This window comes from Sandaracinobacteroides saxicola (genome assembly GCF_014117445.1).
GTDB classification, from domain to species: domain Bacteria; phylum Pseudomonadota; class Alphaproteobacteria; order Sphingomonadales; family Sphingomonadaceae; genus Sandaracinobacteroides_A; species Sandaracinobacteroides_A saxicola.
The window spans coordinates 2217596-2234267 of record NZ_CP059851.1; the positions used below are offsets into that span (position 1 = coordinate 2217596).

At 69.9% G+C, this 16672-nt stretch carries 15 protein-coding genes; 8 read left to right on the forward strand and 7 right to left on the reverse strand.

The features are described from left to right. Position 1: 1 nt before the first annotated feature. Positions 2-1216, forward strand: coding sequence for an acyl-CoA dehydrogenase family protein (locus tag H3309_RS11135; RefSeq protein ID WP_182294781.1), 1215 nt, complete (start codon positions 2-4; stop codon positions 1214-1216). An 82-nt stretch (positions 1217-1298) separates the two neighbouring features. Further along, positions 1299-2759 carry a sensor histidine kinase gene (locus H3309_RS11140; RefSeq protein WP_243453701.1) on the forward strand — a complete coding sequence of 487 codons (1461 nt, stop codon included), beginning with the start codon at positions 1299-1301 and terminating at the stop codon, positions 2757-2759. On the opposite strand, the gene H3309_RS11145 is transcribed toward H3309_RS11140, so the two are convergent. After that, positions 2746-3309: a response regulator gene (locus H3309_RS11145; protein WP_182294782.1), complete on the reverse strand. Its 564-nt coding sequence runs from the start codon at positions 3307-3309 to the stop codon at positions 2746-2748. The genes H3309_RS11140 and H3309_RS11145 overlap by 14 nt on opposite strands. A 109-nt stretch (positions 3310-3418) precedes the next feature. Between H3309_RS11145 and H3309_RS11150 the strand changes: the two genes are divergently transcribed. The 4 genes from H3309_RS11150 to ccmI all read left to right on the forward strand — a co-directional run bounded on the left by H3309_RS11150 (position 3419) and on the right by ccmI (position 7738). Further along, on the forward strand, positions 3419-5428 hold the full coding sequence (locus tag H3309_RS11150) for a heme lyase CcmF/NrfE family subunit (protein ID WP_182294783.1): 2010 nt from the start codon (positions 3419-3421) through the stop codon (positions 5426-5428). Next, positions 5425-5964 carry a DsbE family thiol:disulfide interchange protein gene (locus H3309_RS11155; protein ID WP_182294784.1) on the forward strand — a complete coding sequence of 180 codons (540 nt, stop codon included), beginning with the start codon at positions 5425-5427 and terminating at the stop codon, positions 5962-5964. Before H3309_RS11150 ends, H3309_RS11155 begins: the two co-directional genes overlap by 4 nt. 128 nt (positions 5965-6092) lie before the next feature. Continuing rightward, positions 6093-6569 carry a cytochrome c-type biogenesis protein gene (locus H3309_RS11160; protein WP_243453702.1) on the forward strand — a complete coding sequence of 159 codons (477 nt, stop codon included), beginning with the start codon at positions 6093-6095 and terminating at the stop codon, positions 6567-6569. Continuing rightward, a complete protein-coding gene (gene ccmI / locus H3309_RS11165; protein WP_182294786.1) occupies positions 6566-7738 on the forward strand; it encodes a c-type cytochrome biogenesis protein CcmI in 1173 nt (390 codons plus the stop codon). Before H3309_RS11160 ends, ccmI begins: the two co-directional genes overlap by 4 nt. On the opposite strand, the gene H3309_RS11170 is transcribed toward ccmI, so the two are convergent. After that, a complete protein-coding gene (locus tag H3309_RS11170) occupies positions 7731-9266 on the reverse strand; it encodes a Ppx/GppA family phosphatase (protein WP_182294787.1) in 1536 nt (511 codons plus the stop codon). The two genes, ccmI and H3309_RS11170, sit on opposite strands and share 8 nt — an antisense overlap. Continuing rightward, entirely contained in the window at positions 9263-11917 is a 2655-nt protein-coding gene (gene alaS / locus H3309_RS11175) for an alanine--tRNA ligase (RefSeq protein ID WP_182298694.1), read from the reverse strand. Before alaS ends, H3309_RS11170 begins: the two co-directional genes overlap by 4 nt. Before the next feature lie 227 nt (positions 11918-12144). On the opposite strand from alaS, the gene H3309_RS11180 reads away from it, so the two are divergent. Then, entirely contained in the window at positions 12145-12615 is a 471-nt protein-coding gene (locus H3309_RS11180) for an Hsp20 family protein (protein WP_182294788.1), read from the forward strand. Positions 12616-12737: 122 nt separating this feature from the next. Here the strand turns inward: H3309_RS11180 and H3309_RS11185 are convergent, their stop codons facing one another. Further along, positions 12738-13175, reverse strand: a complete 438-nt coding sequence (locus tag H3309_RS11185) for a nuclear transport factor 2 family protein (protein WP_207791499.1) — start codon at positions 13173-13175, stop codon at positions 12738-12740. A 98-nt stretch (positions 13176-13273) separates the two neighbouring features. Here H3309_RS11185 and H3309_RS11190 point away from each other — a divergent pair, with 98 nt between their 5' ends. Continuing rightward, positions 13274-14317: a DUF2855 family protein gene (locus tag H3309_RS11190; protein ID WP_182294789.1), complete on the forward strand. Its 1044-nt coding sequence runs from the start codon at positions 13274-13276 to the stop codon at positions 14315-14317. A gap of 101 nt (positions 14318-14418) precedes the next feature. Here the strand turns inward: H3309_RS11190 and H3309_RS11195 are convergent, their stop codons facing one another. The 3 genes from H3309_RS11195 to purE all read right to left on the reverse strand — a co-directional run bounded on the left by H3309_RS11195 (position 14419) and on the right by purE (position 16631). After that, positions 14419-14982 (reverse strand): tetratricopeptide repeat protein, encoded by a 564-nt coding sequence (locus tag H3309_RS11195; RefSeq protein ID WP_182294790.1) that lies wholly within the window; start codon positions 14980-14982, stop codon positions 14419-14421. 120 nt (positions 14983-15102) lie between these two features. Further along, positions 15103-16107 carry a 5-(carboxyamino)imidazole ribonucleotide synthase gene (locus H3309_RS11200; RefSeq protein WP_243453928.1) on the reverse strand — a complete coding sequence of 335 codons (1005 nt, stop codon included), beginning with the start codon at positions 16105-16107 and terminating at the stop codon, positions 15103-15105. Between the two features lie 50 nt (positions 16108-16157). Beyond that, entirely contained in the window at positions 16158-16631 is a 474-nt protein-coding gene (gene purE, locus H3309_RS11205) for a 5-(carboxyamino)imidazole ribonucleotide mutase (protein WP_182294792.1), read from the reverse strand. Positions 16632-16672: the final 41 nt, after the last annotated feature.

The window sequence follows — 16672 nt, forward strand, 5'->3', positions numbered from 1 at the left end:
GATGCACATGGGGTTCACCGCGGACGAACTGGCGTTTCAGGCGGAGGTGCGCGATTTCCTGGCGACGCACCTGCCCGAGCATCTGCGGGAAGGCGCTCGCCAAACGCCGTCGGTCTTTGTCGAGCCGGACGTGGGCGACGAGTGGCAGCGCATCCTGCATGAAAAGGGCTGGCTCGCCTATCACTGGCCGGCGGAGCATGGCGGCACCGGCTGGGACCCGGTGAAGCGCTACATCTGGGAACGCGAATGCGCGCTGGCCGATGCGCCGGCGCTGAGCGTACTCGGGCTGAAGCTGGTGGCGCCGATCATCTACACCTTCGGCACGGCCGAACAGAAGGCGCGCTTCCTGACCCCCATCCTGGATGGCAGCGAGAAATGGTGCCAGGGCTATTCCGAGCCCGGCTCGGGCAGCGACCTTGCCAGCCTGAAGACGCGCGCCGTCCTGCAACCGGACGGCAAAAGCTATCGCGTGACGGGGTCGAAAATCTGGACGACGCATGCCCATTATGCCGACTGGATGTTCTGCCTCGCCCGCACCGACCCGGAGGTGAAGCCGCAGGCGGGCATCAGCTTCCTGCTGCTGCGCATGGACCAGCCGGGGGTCAGCATCCGTCCGATCGTGACGATGGCGGGCGACCATGAGGTGAACCAGGTGTTCCTGGACGATGTCGAGGCGCTCACCGAAAACCGCATCGGCGCGGAGGGCCAGGGCTGGGCCATCGCCAAATATCTGCTGGAGAATGAGCGCGGTGGCAGTTGCGCGGCGCCGCGGCTGCTGGCCGACATCGCCCGGCTGCGCGCGGCGGCGGATGGCGCGCCCAGCGGCGTCAACGGCGCGCTGGGGCATCTGGCGTCCATGGAGGCGAAGCTGGTGGCGCTGGAACTGGAGGCGCAGGCGCTGGAGACGACCGAGCTGCGCATCCTCGCCGAGCTGAAGGCCGGGCGCCGGCCGGGGCCGCAGACCAGCCTGGTGAAGCTGGTGGCGAGCAGCCTGCGGCAGAAGATCGACGCGCTGGCGGTGGATGTGCACGGCTATCACGGGCTGCAACTGCCGCCCGAACGACCGCTCTATGGCAACAGCGCGCCCGAACCGGTGGGCAGCCGGGAGGCGCAGCTGGCGCTGCCGACCTATCTGAACGGCCGCGCCTGGACCATCTTCGGCGGCACCAACGAGGTGCAGAAGAACATCATCGCCAAAACCGTGCTCGGGCTTTAGCGCACGCGCGGCGGTTGCGCGACGGTTGCGCGGATGTAAAATCTGTTTAAGAAGATGCCCGTCGGAGGAAGTCGACTGGCAGGTGAGCGTGCAGGAATCCAACCCGACCGGACTGGCGTTCGACCAGCGCTATTGGCGCCGGCCCATCGAGACCGAAAGCTTGCTGCCCGCGCTGACCACGTCGCCCGGCGACAGTGACTTCTGCCTGCTGGCGGAGCATCTCCCCACCCTGTGCTGGCTGGCGCGCGGCGACGGCTACATCACCTGGTACAACCGGCGTTGGCATGATTATTGCGGCACCACGCCGGCCGAGATGGAGGGCTGGGGCTGGCAGGGCGTGCACGACCCGGAACGCCTGCCCGCGGTGATGGCGGAATGGCAATCCGCCATCGACGGTGGCAAGCCGTTCGAGATGGTGTTCCCGCTGCGCGGCGCGGATGGCCTGTTCCGCCCCTTCCTGACGCGGATCGTGCCGCTGCGCGACGGCAGCGGCGCCATCGCCCGCTGGTTCGGCACCAATACCGAGATCGGCGCGCAGGTCCGCGCCGAGGATGCGCTGGCCGCGACCACCGCGCAATATGAGGTGCTGACCGAGGCGATGCCGCAGATGGTCTGGTCCACCCTGCCCGACGGGTTCCATGATTATTACAACGCCCAATGGTATGAGTTCACCGGGGTGCCGCGCGGCTCCACCGATGGCGAGGCCTGGAGCGGCATGTTCCACCCCGAGGACCAGGAGCGGGCCTGGGCGCGCTGGCGGCACAGCCTGGCGACGGGCGAACCCTATGAGATCGAATATCGGCTGCGCCACCGCAGCGGCGACTATCGCTGGACGCTGGGCCGGGCGCTGCCGGTGCGCGATGCCGACGGTGCGATCATCCGCTGGATCGGCACCTGCACCGACATCGACGAGGCCAAGAGGATCGCCGAGCAGAACGAGCTGCTGGGCCGTGAGCTGTCGCACCGCATCAAGAACATCTTCGCGGTGATCGGCGGTCTGATCGGCCTGTCGGCGCGGCGGGTGCCGGAAGCGGCGGCGTTCGCCCGCGATCTCGCCGGGCGGGTGACCTCGCTGGCGCGCGCGCATGATTTCGCCCGCCCCCATAGCGAGGAGTCGAAGCCGTCGGTCGAGCCGATGTCGCTGCTGGGGATGCTGCGCGAGCTGATGCGGCCCTATCCCGCGCTGGACGACGGGCGCATCACCATCAGCGGCGACGACGCCGTGGTGGACGACCGGGGCGCGACGCCGCTCGCCCTGCTGTTTCACGAGCTGGCGACCAACGCCAGCAAATATGGCGCGCTGTCGGTGGACGACGGGCGGGTGGACATCGCGGCGGCGGCGGCGGGCGACGAGGTGCACATCCGCTGGCAGGAAAGTGGCGGGCCGGCCGTGGCCGGCGAACCGTCGCGGACGGGGTTCGGCACGCAGCTGGCGTCACTGAGCATCACGGGGCAACTGGGCGGGCGCATCGCCCGCGACTGGCGGCCAGAGGGCCTGTGCGTGGAAATCGAGGTGCGGCGCGACCGGCTCAGCCGGCGGTGACGCGCTGCACGCAGCCGGGCGGCTCCGACGCGACTCCGCGCCGGTGGTTGGTGGCATAGGCGAGCGCGGCTTCGATCTGCTCTTCCTCGACCGGCTTGGTCATCACGCCCAGAGAGTCGTCCGCCGCGTCGCCAATCTGGCGCGGGTTGCCGGTGACGAACAGCACGCTGATGCCATGGTCGCGGGCGAGCCGCGTGCCGATGTCGGGACCGGTTGCGCCGTCGCGCAGGTTGACGTCCACCAGCGCCACGTCCGGTCCCTGCGCCGCCAGCGACAGCGCGCTTTCGGTGTCGGTTGCGATGCCGACGGGCGTGTAGCCGAGATATTCGATCACGGCTTCCATGTTCATGGCCACCAGCATTTCATCTTCAACGATCAAGATGCGCGCACTCATTGTCCTGTCCGATCTGTCCTGCATGCGCAGTAAGTGGCCGATTTCATGTTGGTTCCCGGAATTCACGGTTAATGACAGGATTGTGGCAAAAATACAACATGAGCGCAATTTCATGGAGTTTCCGCGCGGTCCGGACGTGACCGCGGCGGTGGTCACGGTGTCGTATGGCCAACCGCCCCGCTCTGCCCTGCGACGCAAAGCGGCTTAGCAAAAGGGAAAGTCTCGGCTACTGATGGTGCGGGGCCGGACGTGGGAGTGGATTGGGATGGGTGCCGAAGCCGGATTGTTCGCGCTGATCCTCGCGCTCATCGTCTCCGTCGTGCAATCGGTCGCGCCGATGGTCGGTGCGTCCCGCGCCGATCCGGCGCTGATGGCGCTGGGGCGGATGGCGGCGGTGACACAGTTCGCCCTGGTGGCGCTGGCGTTCGGCCTGCTGGTGATGCTGTTCGTGCGGCTGGACCTGTCGGTGGCGCTGGTGGCGAACCACGCCCACAGCACGCAGCCGCTGATCTATCGCATCGCCGGCACCTGGGGCAATCACGAGGGCTCGATGCTGCTGTGGGTGCTGATCCTGGCGCTGTTCGGCGCGGCGGTGGCACGGGGCAGCAAGGGCATGCGGGATACGTTGCAGGCGCGTGTGCTGGGCATCCAGGGCATGATCGGGCTGGCCTTCCTGGCCTTTCTGATCTTCACCTCCAACCCGTTCGAGCGGCTGGATGTCGCCCCGCCCGATGGGGGCGAGCTGAACCCGCTGCTGCAGGACCCGGGCCTCGCGCTGCACCCGCCGATGCTCTACATCGGCTATGTCGGCTTCAGCGTCGCCTTCGCCTTTGCCGTTGCCGCGTTGCTGGAAGGCCGGGTGGACGCCGCCTGGGCGCGCTGGGTGCGGCCGTGGATCCTGGTCAGCTGGGTGTCCCTGACCGCCGGCATCACGCTGGGCAGTTTCTGGGCCTATTATGAGCTCGGCTGGGGCGGCTGGTGGTTCTGGGACCCGGTCGAGAATGCCTCGCTGCTACCCTGGCTGATCGGCACCGCGCTGCTGCACAGCGCGCTGGTGCTGGAGCGGCGCGGCGCGCTGATTGCCTGGACGATTTTGCTGGCGATCCTGACCTTCTCGATGAGCCTGATCGGCACCTTCCTGGTGCGGTCGGGCGTGCTGACCAGCGTGCATGCCTTCGCCGTCGATCCGGAACGCGGCGTGTTCATCCTGGCGATGATCATCGGCTCCACCGGCGCGGCGCTCGCGCTGTTCGCCTGGCGCGCGCCGGGGATGAAATCGGGCGCGCTGTTCGGCGGGGTCAGCCGCGAAGCCGGGCTGACGCTGAACAATTTGTTCCTGATGGCGGCAACCGCGGTGGTGTTCCTGGGCACCTTCTATCCCGTCATCATCGACGCGGTGAACGGCGACAAGATCAGCGTCGGGCCGCCTTTCTACAACCTGACCTTCGCGCCGCTGATGGTGCCGCTGCTGTTCCTGGTGAGCGTGGGCCCGATGCTGCAATGGAAGCGGGACAGCCTGCGTGGCGTGATGGCGCGGCTGCGCTGGCCGCTGCTGCTGGCGGGCGGCCTGTTGGGCGGCGGCGCCATCGTGCTGGGCATGAGCCACGGCTGGCGCGGCCTTGGCGCCGCGCTGGGCTTCGCGCTGGCGCTGTGGCTGGTGGCGGGGGCCGCGGCCGTGCTGCTGCGGCGCTGGAAGCTGGGCGAGGGCGACGGCTGGGTCCGGCGCGTGCGCACCACGCCGGCCGCCACCTGGGGCATGGTGCTGGGCCATGCCGGCCTGGGGGTGATGACCGCGGGCATCACGGCGATGAGCCTGTTCGTGGAATCGCATGTGCTGACCATGGTGCCGGGGCAATCGATCCTGCTGGACGGCCGGACGGTGACGCTGCGCAGCGTGGAGCAGGTGAAGGGGCCGAATTACGAGGCGCAGCGCGCGACCTTCTGGGTGCAGGAGGGCGACACCATCCGGCAGAAGATCAGCGAGCGGCGCGTCTATCCGGTCAGCGGCAACCAGACGACCGAGGCGGGCATCATCGCGCGCTTCAGCGGCAATGATTATGTCGCGATCGGGGAGGGCGTGGGCGGCACGCTGGTGGTGCGGCTGTGGCACCATCCGCTGGTCGGCTGGATCTGGAGCGGCGCGCTGATCCTGGCGCTGGGCGGCGCCTTCAGCCTCGCCGACCGGCGGCTGCGGGTGGGGGCCGGCGAACGCAGGCCCGTGCCGCTCGCCCTGGGCCTGTCGAAGGGCGGGCCAAGCCTGCTGCCCGCCGAATGAAGCGCCTCCTCTTCCTCATCCCCGTGCTGGCGCTGGCCGGCCTGATCGCGGTGTTCGGGATCGGGCTGACCAAGGACCCGAAGATCCTGCCCTCGATGATGATCGACCGGCCGCTGCCGCCGTTCACGCTCGCCGGGCTGGACGCGGCGTCGCCGGGCCTGTCGCACAGGCAGTTCCGGGGCGAGCCGAAGCTGATCAACTTCTTCGCCAGCTGGTGCGTCAGCTGCCGGGTCGAGCATCCCATGCTGGAACGGCTGGCCGCCGAGGGCGTGCCGATCTATGGCATCGACTGGAAGGACGAGCCGGCGAAGGGCGCCGCCTATCTGGCGCAGTTCGGCAACCCCTTCCGCGCGGTCGGCAGCGACCCCAATGGCCGGACGGGCATCGACATGGGGGTCAGCGGATCGCCCGAGACCTTCTTCGTCGATGCCCGCGGCCGGGTGCGTTACCGCCATGTCGGCCCGATCACGCCGGAGGTGTGGGCGGAGACGCTGAAACCGATCTGGGACGGGTTGCGGGCGGAGGCGAAGGCATGATCGGGCGGTTCGTGCAGTCCCCCTCCGTCATCGCCCTTCGGGCGCTGACACCTCCCCCGCTTCGCAGGGGAGGAACTCCGCCCGGTATCGGCGCGCCATCAAATCCTCCCCTAGCGAAGCTGGGGGAGGTGTCAGCGAAGCTGACGGAGGGGGCATGGGCGCTGCTTGTGGCGCTCGCCCTCCTCGCCACCCCGGCGCTCGCCGTGCTGCCCGACGAGCAGTTGCCCGACCCGGTGCTGGAGGCCCGCGCGCGCAGCATCAGCGCCGAAATCCGCTGCGTCGTCTGCCAGAACCAGAGCATCGACGATTCGGACGCGCCGCTCGCCCGCGACCTGCGGCTGATCGTGCGCGAGCGGCTGAAGGCCGGCGACAGCGACGACGCCGTCAAAAGCTACCTGACCGACCGCTATGGCAGTTTCGTGCTGCTGAAGCCCCCCTTCCAATGGGATACGGCGCTGTTGTGGCTGGGGCCGGCGGTCGTGGTGCTGCTCGGCTCGCTGGGCATCGCCACGCTGCTGCGCCGGCGTCGCGTCGCCGAAACCGTTCCGCTGAGCGCCGCGGAAGAAGCCGCGCTCGATGCGCTTGTCGAAAGAAAAAGCCCTTGATCCTCTGGTTCGTGCTGACCACGCTGGTCGCCCTTGTCGCCGTTGCCCTCACCATCCCGCTGGTCCGTCGCTTCCAGGCGCGCGGCCGCGATGCCGATCCGACGCTTGCCGTGCTGGCGGACGAACTGGCGGAGATCGACGCGCAGGTGGCACGCGGCGCCATCGCGCCCGCCGAGGCGGATGCGCTGCGCACCGAGGTGAAGCGCCGTATGCTGGCCGAGGCGCGCGTCGCCGACGCGCCCGCCCGCCCCTTCGCGCCGGCGCAGACGCGCTGGATGGCCTATACGCTTGCCGGGCTGGTCGCGCTGTCCGCCGGTGGCCTCTACATGATGATGGGCAAGCCGGCGCTGCCCAGCGCCGCGCCGCAGCCGCCATCGCCGCAGCAGGCGGCGGAGGACACGCAGGTGCTGGGCATGATCGCCGGGCTGGAGACAAGGCTGAAGACCAATCCGAACGACGCCGAGGGCTGGCGCATGCTCGGCTGGAGCTATTTCAACCTGGGCCGTTTCGACCAGTCGGCAACCGCTTATGCCCGCGCGGTGGCGCTGCAACCGAAGAACGCCGGCTTCCAGTCCGCCTGGGGCGAGGCGCTGGTGCAGGCCGCCGACGGCACCATGACCCCGGCCGCGAAGGCGGCGTTCGAGGCCGCCTTCGCGCTCGACAAAACCGATGCCCGCGCGCGCTTCTTCCTGGGCGTTGCCAAATATCAGGCTGGTGAACAGCGCGCCGCGCTGACCGACTGGATCACCCTGCTGCGCGAACTGCCCGCCGACGCGCCCATCGCCGGCGAATTGCGCCGCGTGATCGAGCAGCAGGCGGCGGACGCGAAGATCGACGTCAGCCGCGAACTGGCGGCGATCGGCACGGCGCCTGCGCCCGCCGCCGGCGTGATGCCGGCACCGACGCCGGAACAGGCGCAGGCGGTCGGCGCGCTGCCGCCCGCGGAGCAGCAGGCCTTCATCCGCCAGATGGTCGACGGGCTCGCCGCGCGGCTCGCCGAAAACCCCAGGGACGCCGAGGGCTGGCAGCGGCTGATGCGCGCGCGCATGGTGCTGGGCGACAGCAAGGGTGCGAAAGCGGCCTATGATGCGGGCATGAAGGCCTTTGCCGGCGACGCCGCCACCCAGGCGCAACTGACGGCGGCCGCCAGGGACCTGAGCATCAGCTGATCGTCATCGCCGCCTTCAACCCCATGGCGCCGGCCAGCAGCCGGTGCCGCCGCGCCACCGTGTCGCCATAGAGTTTGGCGCGTTCGGGCCGCAGCGTCAGCGTCAGCGCGCCCTCCTGCGCCGCCAGCCGGCTGCTGCGCAGCGCCACGCCGGTGCCGCCGCCCAGCCGCTGCCCCAGCCGCAGCGCCAGCCCCCATTGCCGGGCGCGCGCCAGCAGCGCGGGATCGGCGATGCGCGCCAGCGGCAGCAGCGCCGGATCGGCAACCGGCCCGCCGTTCAGCGCGTGCAGCGCCACCGCCAGCATCGCCCGACCCGGCGCGTCGATCCCCACCCAATTGCCGTGCAGCGCCACATCCAGGCCGCGTTCGGGCCGGAAATCCGGATGCGCGCGCCAGGCGACATCCGCCAGCAGGCAGGCGGCGTGGCGGATGCGGCGAATCTCCGGCGCTTCGTCCGCGAACACCCCGTCGCACCAGGCCAGCAGCAGGTCGCCGACCTCGGCATTGCTGCCATCGCCGAAGCGGCCCGATCGGTGCGCCTCCGCCCGGGCGGCGCTCAGCAGCGGGTCCTCGCGCTGCTGCTCCGGCGGCAGCGCCATGTAGAGCAGGCCCTCGCGCAGGCCATAGGCGCTGGTGATGATGCGGCTGCTGCCCAGCCGCGCCGTCACCTCCCGCAGCAGCAGCGCCGCGCCGGGCAGCTGCGGCCCGCGGCTGGTGGAGATGTTCGGCACCGCCTTCAGCGATTTCGCTTTCAGCTGCGCCAGCGTGCGCACCAGCCGCGCCGGCGCATCCGCCGGCAGCACATGATGGTGGATCACCGGCAGTGGCCATTCGATGAGGTGCATGTGCAGCTGCGCCAGCGCCCGCCAGCTGCCGCCCACCGCATAGAAGGGTTTGCCGGCGCCGGCGCGCGCCCAGTCCACCTTCGCCAGCGCCTTCGCCACGAAGGCGTTGAGCGCCGCGCGGCTCTTCTTGCGCTCGGCATCCAGCCGCAGCGAGCCGATGGGCAGCGACACCCGCTCATGCGCCTGGCCATTGCTCACGCGGATCAGCTCCAGGCTGCCGCCGCCCAGGTCGCCGACCACGCCGTCGGCATCGGGAATGCCGGCGATGACGCCGAACGCCGCCGCCCGCGCCTCCGCCTCGCCGTCGATGGTCTCGATCTCCAGCCCGACCTCGTTCCGCACCCGCGCCACGAACGCCGCGCCGTTTGCCGCCTCGCGGATCGCCGCGGTCGCCACCGCGCGCAGGCTGTCCACCCCCATGGCGTTCGCCAGCGCCACGAAGCGCGTCAGGCCGTCGAGCGTCAGCGCCATGGCATCATCGGAAAGCCGGCCGTTCGCCGCCACGCCGCGCCCCAGCCCGGCCATCAGTTTTTCGTTGAACAGCACCGCCGGCGTGCGCACCAGCCCCTCATAGACCACCAGACGCACGCTGTTGCTGCCGATGTCGATGATACCGATGCGCGGCTCGCGCAGGTCGATGCCGCGCGGCTCGCGCACGTCGGCCGCACGCGCCAGCAAACTCATGCCGCCGCGGCCACCAGCGCCTTTACCGCCGCCACCGCCTCCCCGGCCCTGGCCCCATCGGGCCCGCCCGCCTGCGCCATGTCCGGCCGGCCACCGCCGCCCTGGCCGCCGACCGCCGCCGCCGCCGCGCGCACCAGCTCCACCGCCGACAGCCGCGGCGACAGGTCCGGCGTCACGCCGACCGCCACCGTCGCCCGCCCATCGTTCACCGCCACCAGCACGGCGACCCCGCTGCCCATGCGCGCCTTCGCCTCGTCGATCAGGCCGCGCAGCGCCTTCGCGTCCAGCCCCTCGATCACCTGGCCCGAGAAACCGACACCGCCGACGCTCTCGTCCGCCGCCACTGCCTGCGCCGGGCCGGCCAGCGCCAGCGCGCGCTTTGCGTCGGCCAGCTCGCGCTCCAGCCGGCGGCGCTCCTCCACCAGCGCCGCCACGCGGTCCGCGACATCATCCGGCCGCACCTTCAGGCTGGCGGCCGCCGCCTTCAGCCCGGCTTCCTGCGCCAGCAGATACTGCCGCGCCGCCTCCCCGGTCAGCGCCTCGATGCGGCGCACGCCGGATGACACCGCGCTTTCGGAGACGATGCGGAACAGCGCGATGTCGCCCAGCGCGTTCACATGCGTACCGCCGCACAGCTCAACGCTGAACGGCAGCCGGCCATCGTCGCGCGGGGTGCCCATGCTCAGCACCCGCACCTCCTCGCCATATTTCTCGCCGAACAGCGCCAGCGCGCCGGCCTCCACCGCCGCCTCGGGCGTCATCAGGCGGGTGCTGACCGCCACGTTCGCCCGGATTTCCGCGTTCACCAGCCGCTCGATCTCGGCGATCTCGTCGTTGCTGAGGGCCTTCTGGTGGCTGAAATCGAAACGCAGCCGGTCCGGCGCCACCAGCGAGCCCTTCTGCGTGACATGCCCGCCCAGCACCGCGCGCAGTGCCGCGTGCAGCAGGTGGGTGGCGCTGTGGTTGGCGCGGATGGCATCGCGGCGGGCCTTGTCCACCTTCAGCGTGACGGTGTCGCCCACCGCGAGGCGGCCCTTGTCCACCGTCAGCGCATGGGCGTGCAGCTTGCCCAGCGGCTTGGCGGTGTCGCTGACATGGCCGGTAAAGCCGTCGCCGGTTACCGTGCCGGCATCGCCCATCTGGCCGCCGCTCTCGCCATAGAAGGGCGTCTGGTTGGTCAGCAGCGTCACCTGGTCGCCGGCCTCCGCCGCCGCCACGCCCGCGCCGTCCTTCACCAGCGCCACCACCTGCGCCTGCGCCTCCAGCGTGGCATAGCCGACGAAATCGGTCGCGCCCCCGGCCTCGACGATATCGAACCAGACCGTGTCCGTCGCCGCCGCGCCGCTGCCGGCCCAGGCCGCGCGCGCCCGCTTCTTCTGTTCGGCCATGGCGGCTTCGAAGCCGGCGCGGTCGACGCCAAGCCCCTGTGCCCGCAGCGCATCCTCGGTCAGGTCATAGGGGAAGCCGAAGGTGTCATAGAGGCGGAACGCCACCTCGCCGGGCAGCACCGCGCCCGAAGCCATGCCGGCCGTCGCCTCATCGAGCAGCCGCAGGCCGTTCGACAGCGTCTGGCGGAAGCGCGTCTCCTCCAGCTTCAGCGTCTCCTCGATGAGCGGCTGCGCGCGCGCCAGTTCCGGATAGGCCGCGCCCATCGCCGTCACCAGCGCCGGCACCAGCCGGTGCATCAGCGGCTCGGCGGCGCCCAGCAGGTGGGCGTGGCGCATGGCGCGGCGCATGATCCGCCGCAGCACATAGCCGCGGCCCTCGTTGGCCGGCAGCACGCCGTCCGCCACCAGGAAGCCGCTGGCGCGCAGATGGTCGGCGATGATGCGGTGGCTGGCCTGCATCGGCCCATGGCTGTCGCTCTTCGTCAGCTCGGCAGAGGCGTCGATCAGCGTGCGGAAGGTGTCGGTCTCGTAATTGTCATGCGTGCCCTGAAGGACGGCGGCGATCCGCTCCAGACCCATGCCGGTGTCGATGCTGGGCTTCGGCAGCGGCACCCGCGTCCCGTCCGCCGCCTGGTCGAACTGCATGAACACCAGGTTCCAGATTTCGACGAAGCGATCGCCGTCCTCCTCCGGCGATCCCGGCGGGCCGCCCGCAATGTGGGCGCCATGGTCAAAGAAAATCTCGCTGCACGGGCCGCAGGGGCCGGTGTCGCCCATCGACCAGAAATTGTCGCTGGTGGCGATGCGGATGATGCGTTCGGGTGGCAGGCTGGCGATCTTCGCCCACAGCGCCGCGGCTTCATCATCGGTGTGATAGACGGTCACCGTCAGCCGCGCCGGATCGATGCCCCATTTGACCGTCAGCAGCTCCCAGGCGAGGCTGATCGCCTGCTCCTTGAAATAGTCGCCGAAGCTGAAATTGCCCAGCATTTCGAAGAAGGTATGGTGCCGCGCGGTATAGCCGACATTGTCCAGGTCATTGTGCTTGCCGCCGGCGCGCACGCATTTCTGGCTGCTGACCGCCTGGGTATAGGGGCGGGTTTCCAGGCCGGTGAAGACATTCTTGAACGGCACCATGCCGGCGTTGACGAACATCAGCGTCGGATCATTCTGTGGCACCAGCGGCGCCGACGGCACCATCCTGTGCCCGGCGGCGGCGAAATGCTCCAGAAAGCTGCGCCTTACGTCATTGGTGGAAATCATCGCGCCCCGAATCCCGTTCATGTGTCGAACGACATCTAAGGCGCGCGGCCCAGCCGGGCAAGGCGAGCCATGCCGCACCCCAGCTCCTCCCCCGCCACCCCCTTGAACCGGCAAAACGGCTTTCTACATCGTCATCCGTTGGCACCGGTTGCCGTCATGGGACCACGCCGACATGCCGCGCCAGTTCGGGCGGCACCCCTAACCCATTGCTTTGAAAGGATGGACTGATGACCCGTTTTGATTTCGCGCCACTGCTGCGCTCCTCGGTCGGCTTTGAAAACCTGAACCGGCTGGTGGATTTCGCCACGCGCGCCGCCGAAGGCGACACCGCCTTCCCGCCCTATAATATCGAGAAGCTGGGCGACGACGGCTATCGCATCACCATGGCGGTCGCCGGCTTCGCGCCGAACGAGCTCGACCTGACGGTCCAGGAAAACACGCTGATCGTCACCGGAAAGGCCGCCGACGAAGCGCAACCGGCCGAACGCAGCTTCCTGCATCGCGGCATCGCCAAGCGCACGTTCGAGCGCCGCTTCCAGCTCGCCGACGTCATCAAGGTGACCGGCGCCAGCTTCGAGAACGGCCTGCTGAACATCGAGCTGGTGCGCGAAGTGCCTGAGCACAAGAAGCCCCGCAAGATCGAGATCGGCACGACCAACGCGCCGGTCGCCATCGAAGGCTTCAAGCAGGCCGCCTGATTGTTGGCCGGCTGACGCCAGAGCAGGCGGCGCACCAGCGCCGGCGCCCGGTCGGGCTTGTTCCGATCGGTCAGCGTCAGGAAGACCGGGGCCAGCGGCACGCGCCGCTGGCCCCTTTCGCGTTACAGAGCGAAATAGCGCTCCTCGACGATGCGCCCGTCCTCCACCGTATAAACGACATTCTCGGTCATGGTGGTGCGCTCGCCATCCTTCGGCGTGACGTCCACCGCCAGCCGCACGATGAACTGGTCGCCGTTGACGAACGGCCCTTCCACCTCGATGCCATGGACCGTGTGGTTCTCGTTCCACCAGCGCATCTTGTTGAGATTCTCCTCGCGGCCCTCCACGAACGCCATCGGGCCGTCCATCGCCTCCAGTGTCACCAGGTCCTCGTCCCAGTGCGCCTCGGCCGCTTCCATGAACTTGCCCTCCCGCAGCAGCGCGGTGAAGGTTTCCGCCAGCGCGCGGGCGTCCTCTTCCTCCTCGTCCAGCTCATCCTCCTCGACCTCGGCGTCCTCGATCTCCGGATCGTCCTGCATCGGGGTGACTGATTCGCTCATGGCACTTCTCCTTCCGCACCAACCATAGGACGCGGATAAGTCAGCGCGGTTGCAGTGCCGGGGGGACTGGCGCAAAACATCGCGCAAGGGAGAGTGCCATGCAGACCACCGAAATCCGGCTGATGAAAAACGACCCGCGCACGCGGGAGGTGGCCCCTGTCGAACGGGCCCCGGGCCCCGGCCAGGCGCTCGCGCGCATCGACCGCTTCGCCCTCACCTCCAACAACGTCACCTACGCCGCCATCGGCGAGGCGATGGGATATTGGCGCTTTTTCCCCGCGCCCGAGCCGTGGATCATCATGCCGGTGTGGGGCTTCGCCACCGTCACCGAATCGCGGGCCGAGGGCGTGGCCGCGGGGGACCGATTCTATGGCTATTGGCCGTCCGCCAGCCACGCGCTGCTGACGCCCGGGCCGGTGAAGGCGCATGGCTTCGCCGACATGGCGCCGCACCGCCAGGCGCTGCCGCCGATCTACAATGCCTATTCGCCGGTCGCGCCCGGTACCGACGAGGCCGCCGCGGCGCTGTTCCGGCCGCTCTATGGCACCGGCTTCGTGCTCGCCGACCATCTGGTCGAGACCGCCGAACCCGGCGCGATCATCCTGACCAGCGCCAGCAGCAAGACCGCGCTGGCGACGGCCGAGGGCCTGCGCGCCGCCGGCCGGCCGGCGACCGGCCTGACCTCGGCGGCGAACCGGGATTTCACGCTGGCGACCGGCTATTACGACCAGGTGCTGGCCTATGACGACCTCGCCACCCTCGATGCCGGCGCGCCTGCCACACTCGTCGATTTCAGCGGCAACGCCCGGCTGAAGGCGGCGCTGCACCGCCACCTGCGCGGCCTCGGCGCCAGCCACATCGTCGGCGCCACGCACTGGGACGTCGCCCCCGATGCCGAGCCGCTGCCCGGTCCCACCCCCGCGCTGTTCTTCGCCCCCACCGTCTGGGCCGCCAAGGCGAAGGCGATGGGCCCCGCCGCCTTCGACGCCGCCATGGCCGCCGGCATGGCGCGCTTCCTTGCCACCACCCGGCCCTGGCTGACCATCATCCAGGAAAGCGGCCCCGCCGCCTACGAAACCCGCCTCGACAAGCTGCTTGCCGGCACCGCCAGCCCGGCGGAAGGCTATGTGATCAGCCTGTAACCCGCGCTGTCAGCTGCGCCGAACATGCGACCTCAGAGGGGAGGCAACGCACGAGACTGGCTGGGAAATTGCTCAGGCCGACGGCGAGTTATCGACCAATCTCAGCCTCGGGCGGTCTTCTTGCGCTCCACGCTGAAGCGCTTCAACTGCTCGATCGGCTCTTCCCAGCCGGGTTTCGCCGCCGCCGCCGCCTGATAATCCTCGAACGCCTGCCGCATGTCGCCGGTCAGTTCATAGGCGACCGCCCGCGTGTAATAGGCGACCTCAGGCCGGGACGGGTTCATCGACAGGCCCTGGCTCAGCGCCGCGATGGCGTCGCGGTCGCGCCCGCCCTTGTGCAGCAGCGCAATGCCATGGTTGACATAGGCCTCCGCCAGCGAGCCGTCGACGCGGATCGCCTCGGCATAATCGGCGATCGCGCCATCCAGGTCGCGGCCCTGCATCTTCAATATGCCGCGATTGACCAGCGTCGCGGCGCGGTCCCGCCGGCCCAGCGCCTCTTCCTCCAGCGCCTGCGTGCAAATCTCGATGCTCGTGCGCGTGCTGCGCTTCATCTCCGCCGCCTCGAAACAGCTGCGGCCCATGCCACCGCCCATCAAGGTCACCGCCGCATGCCCGGGCAGCGCCAGCAGCAACGCGGCCCCCACCATCACCGAACGGATCATGGCTTTCTCCCCTTGCCACTCACACCTCATGGTACAATAGCACATCCACGAAGCAAGAAAAGCGTCATCAATCCTCCCGCGCGACGCGCGCGGGCTTGGCCGGACGTCGACGCGGGCGGCCTATAAAAAATTCACATGCCCCATCTTGCGGCCCTCCGCCGCCTCCGACTTGCCATAGAGGTGCAGCTTCGCCGCGGGGTCCGCCAGCAGCGCCGGCCAGCGGTCCGCCGTGTCGCCCAGCAGATTCTCCATCCGCACCCGCGGCACCCGCATCGTCACCGGCCCCAGCGGCAGGCCGCAGATGGCGCGGACATGCTGCTCGAACTGGCTGGTCAGCGCGCCGTCCTGCGTCCAGTGGCCGCTGTTGTGCACCCGGGGCGCCATCTCGTTGAACAGCGGGCCCTCGGCGCACGCGAAAAACTCGCACGCCAGCACACCGACATAGTCCAGCGCGTCGGCGATCCGCACCGTCAGCGCAGTCGCCTCCGCCATGCACGCCGCCACCGCCGCCCCCGCCGGCACATGCGATTCGGACAGGATGCCGCCACGGTGCACATTTTCCGCCGCCGGATAATGCACCTCCGCGCCGCCCGGACAGCGCGCGACCAGGATCGAGAATTCCGCCGCGAACGCCACATAGCCTTCCAGCACGCACGGCGCGCCCGCCACCGCCGCCCATGCCGCCCCGGCCTCGTCGGCAGAACCGATGCGCACCTGGCCCTTGCCGTCATAGCCCAGCCGCCGCGTCTTCAGGATCGCCGGCGTGCCCACGTCCGCCAGCGCGGCATGCAGGCCGGCAAGCGAATCGACTGCCGCGAACGGCGCCGGCCGGCCGCCAAGTCCGGCGACGAAGCGTTTCTCGATCATCCGGTCCTGCGCCACCCGCAACGCCGCCACGCCGGGCCGCACCGGTTTCAGCGCCGCCAGCCGCTCCACCGTCGCCACCGGCACATTCTCGAATTCATAGGTGATGACATCGACCGCCGCCGCAAAGCGGTCCAGCGCCGCCGCATCGTCCCACGCCGCGCGCGTCACCGCCGCCGCGACATCGCCCGCCACCAGTTCGGCATCGGGTGCATAAACATGCACGCGGTATCCCAGCGGCGCCGCCGCCAGGGCCAGCATCCGCCCCAGCTGCCCGCCCCCCAGGATGCCGATGGTCGCACCCGGCAGGATCAAGCCGCCGGCTCCGCCGCCACGCGCTCGCTCTGCGCCGCGCGCCAGGCCTCCAGCCGCGTCGCCAGCGCATCGTCCGTGGTCGCCAGCATGGCGGCGGCCAGCAGCGCCGCGTTCACCGCACCGGCCCGACCGATCGCCAGCGTGCCCACGGGGATGCCCGCCGGCATCTGGACGATCGACAGCAGGCTGTCCATGCCGCCCAGCGCCGCCGATGGCACCGGCACCCCCAGCACCGGCAGGCGGGTCATGCTGGCGACCATGCCGGGCAGGTGCGCCGCGCCGCCGGCGCCGGCGATCACCACCCTCAGCCCGCGCGCCACCGCGCTTTCGGCATAGTCCACCAGCCGCCGCGGCGTGCGGTGCGCCGAGACGATCCGCGTCTCGTGCGCGACGCCCAGCGCCGCCAGCGTCTCCGCGGCATGCCGCATCGTCTCCCAGTCGGACTGGCTGCCCATGATGATTCCCACCATGCAACCTGCACGCGGTGTCTCGCCCACCTAAGCCCTCCGGC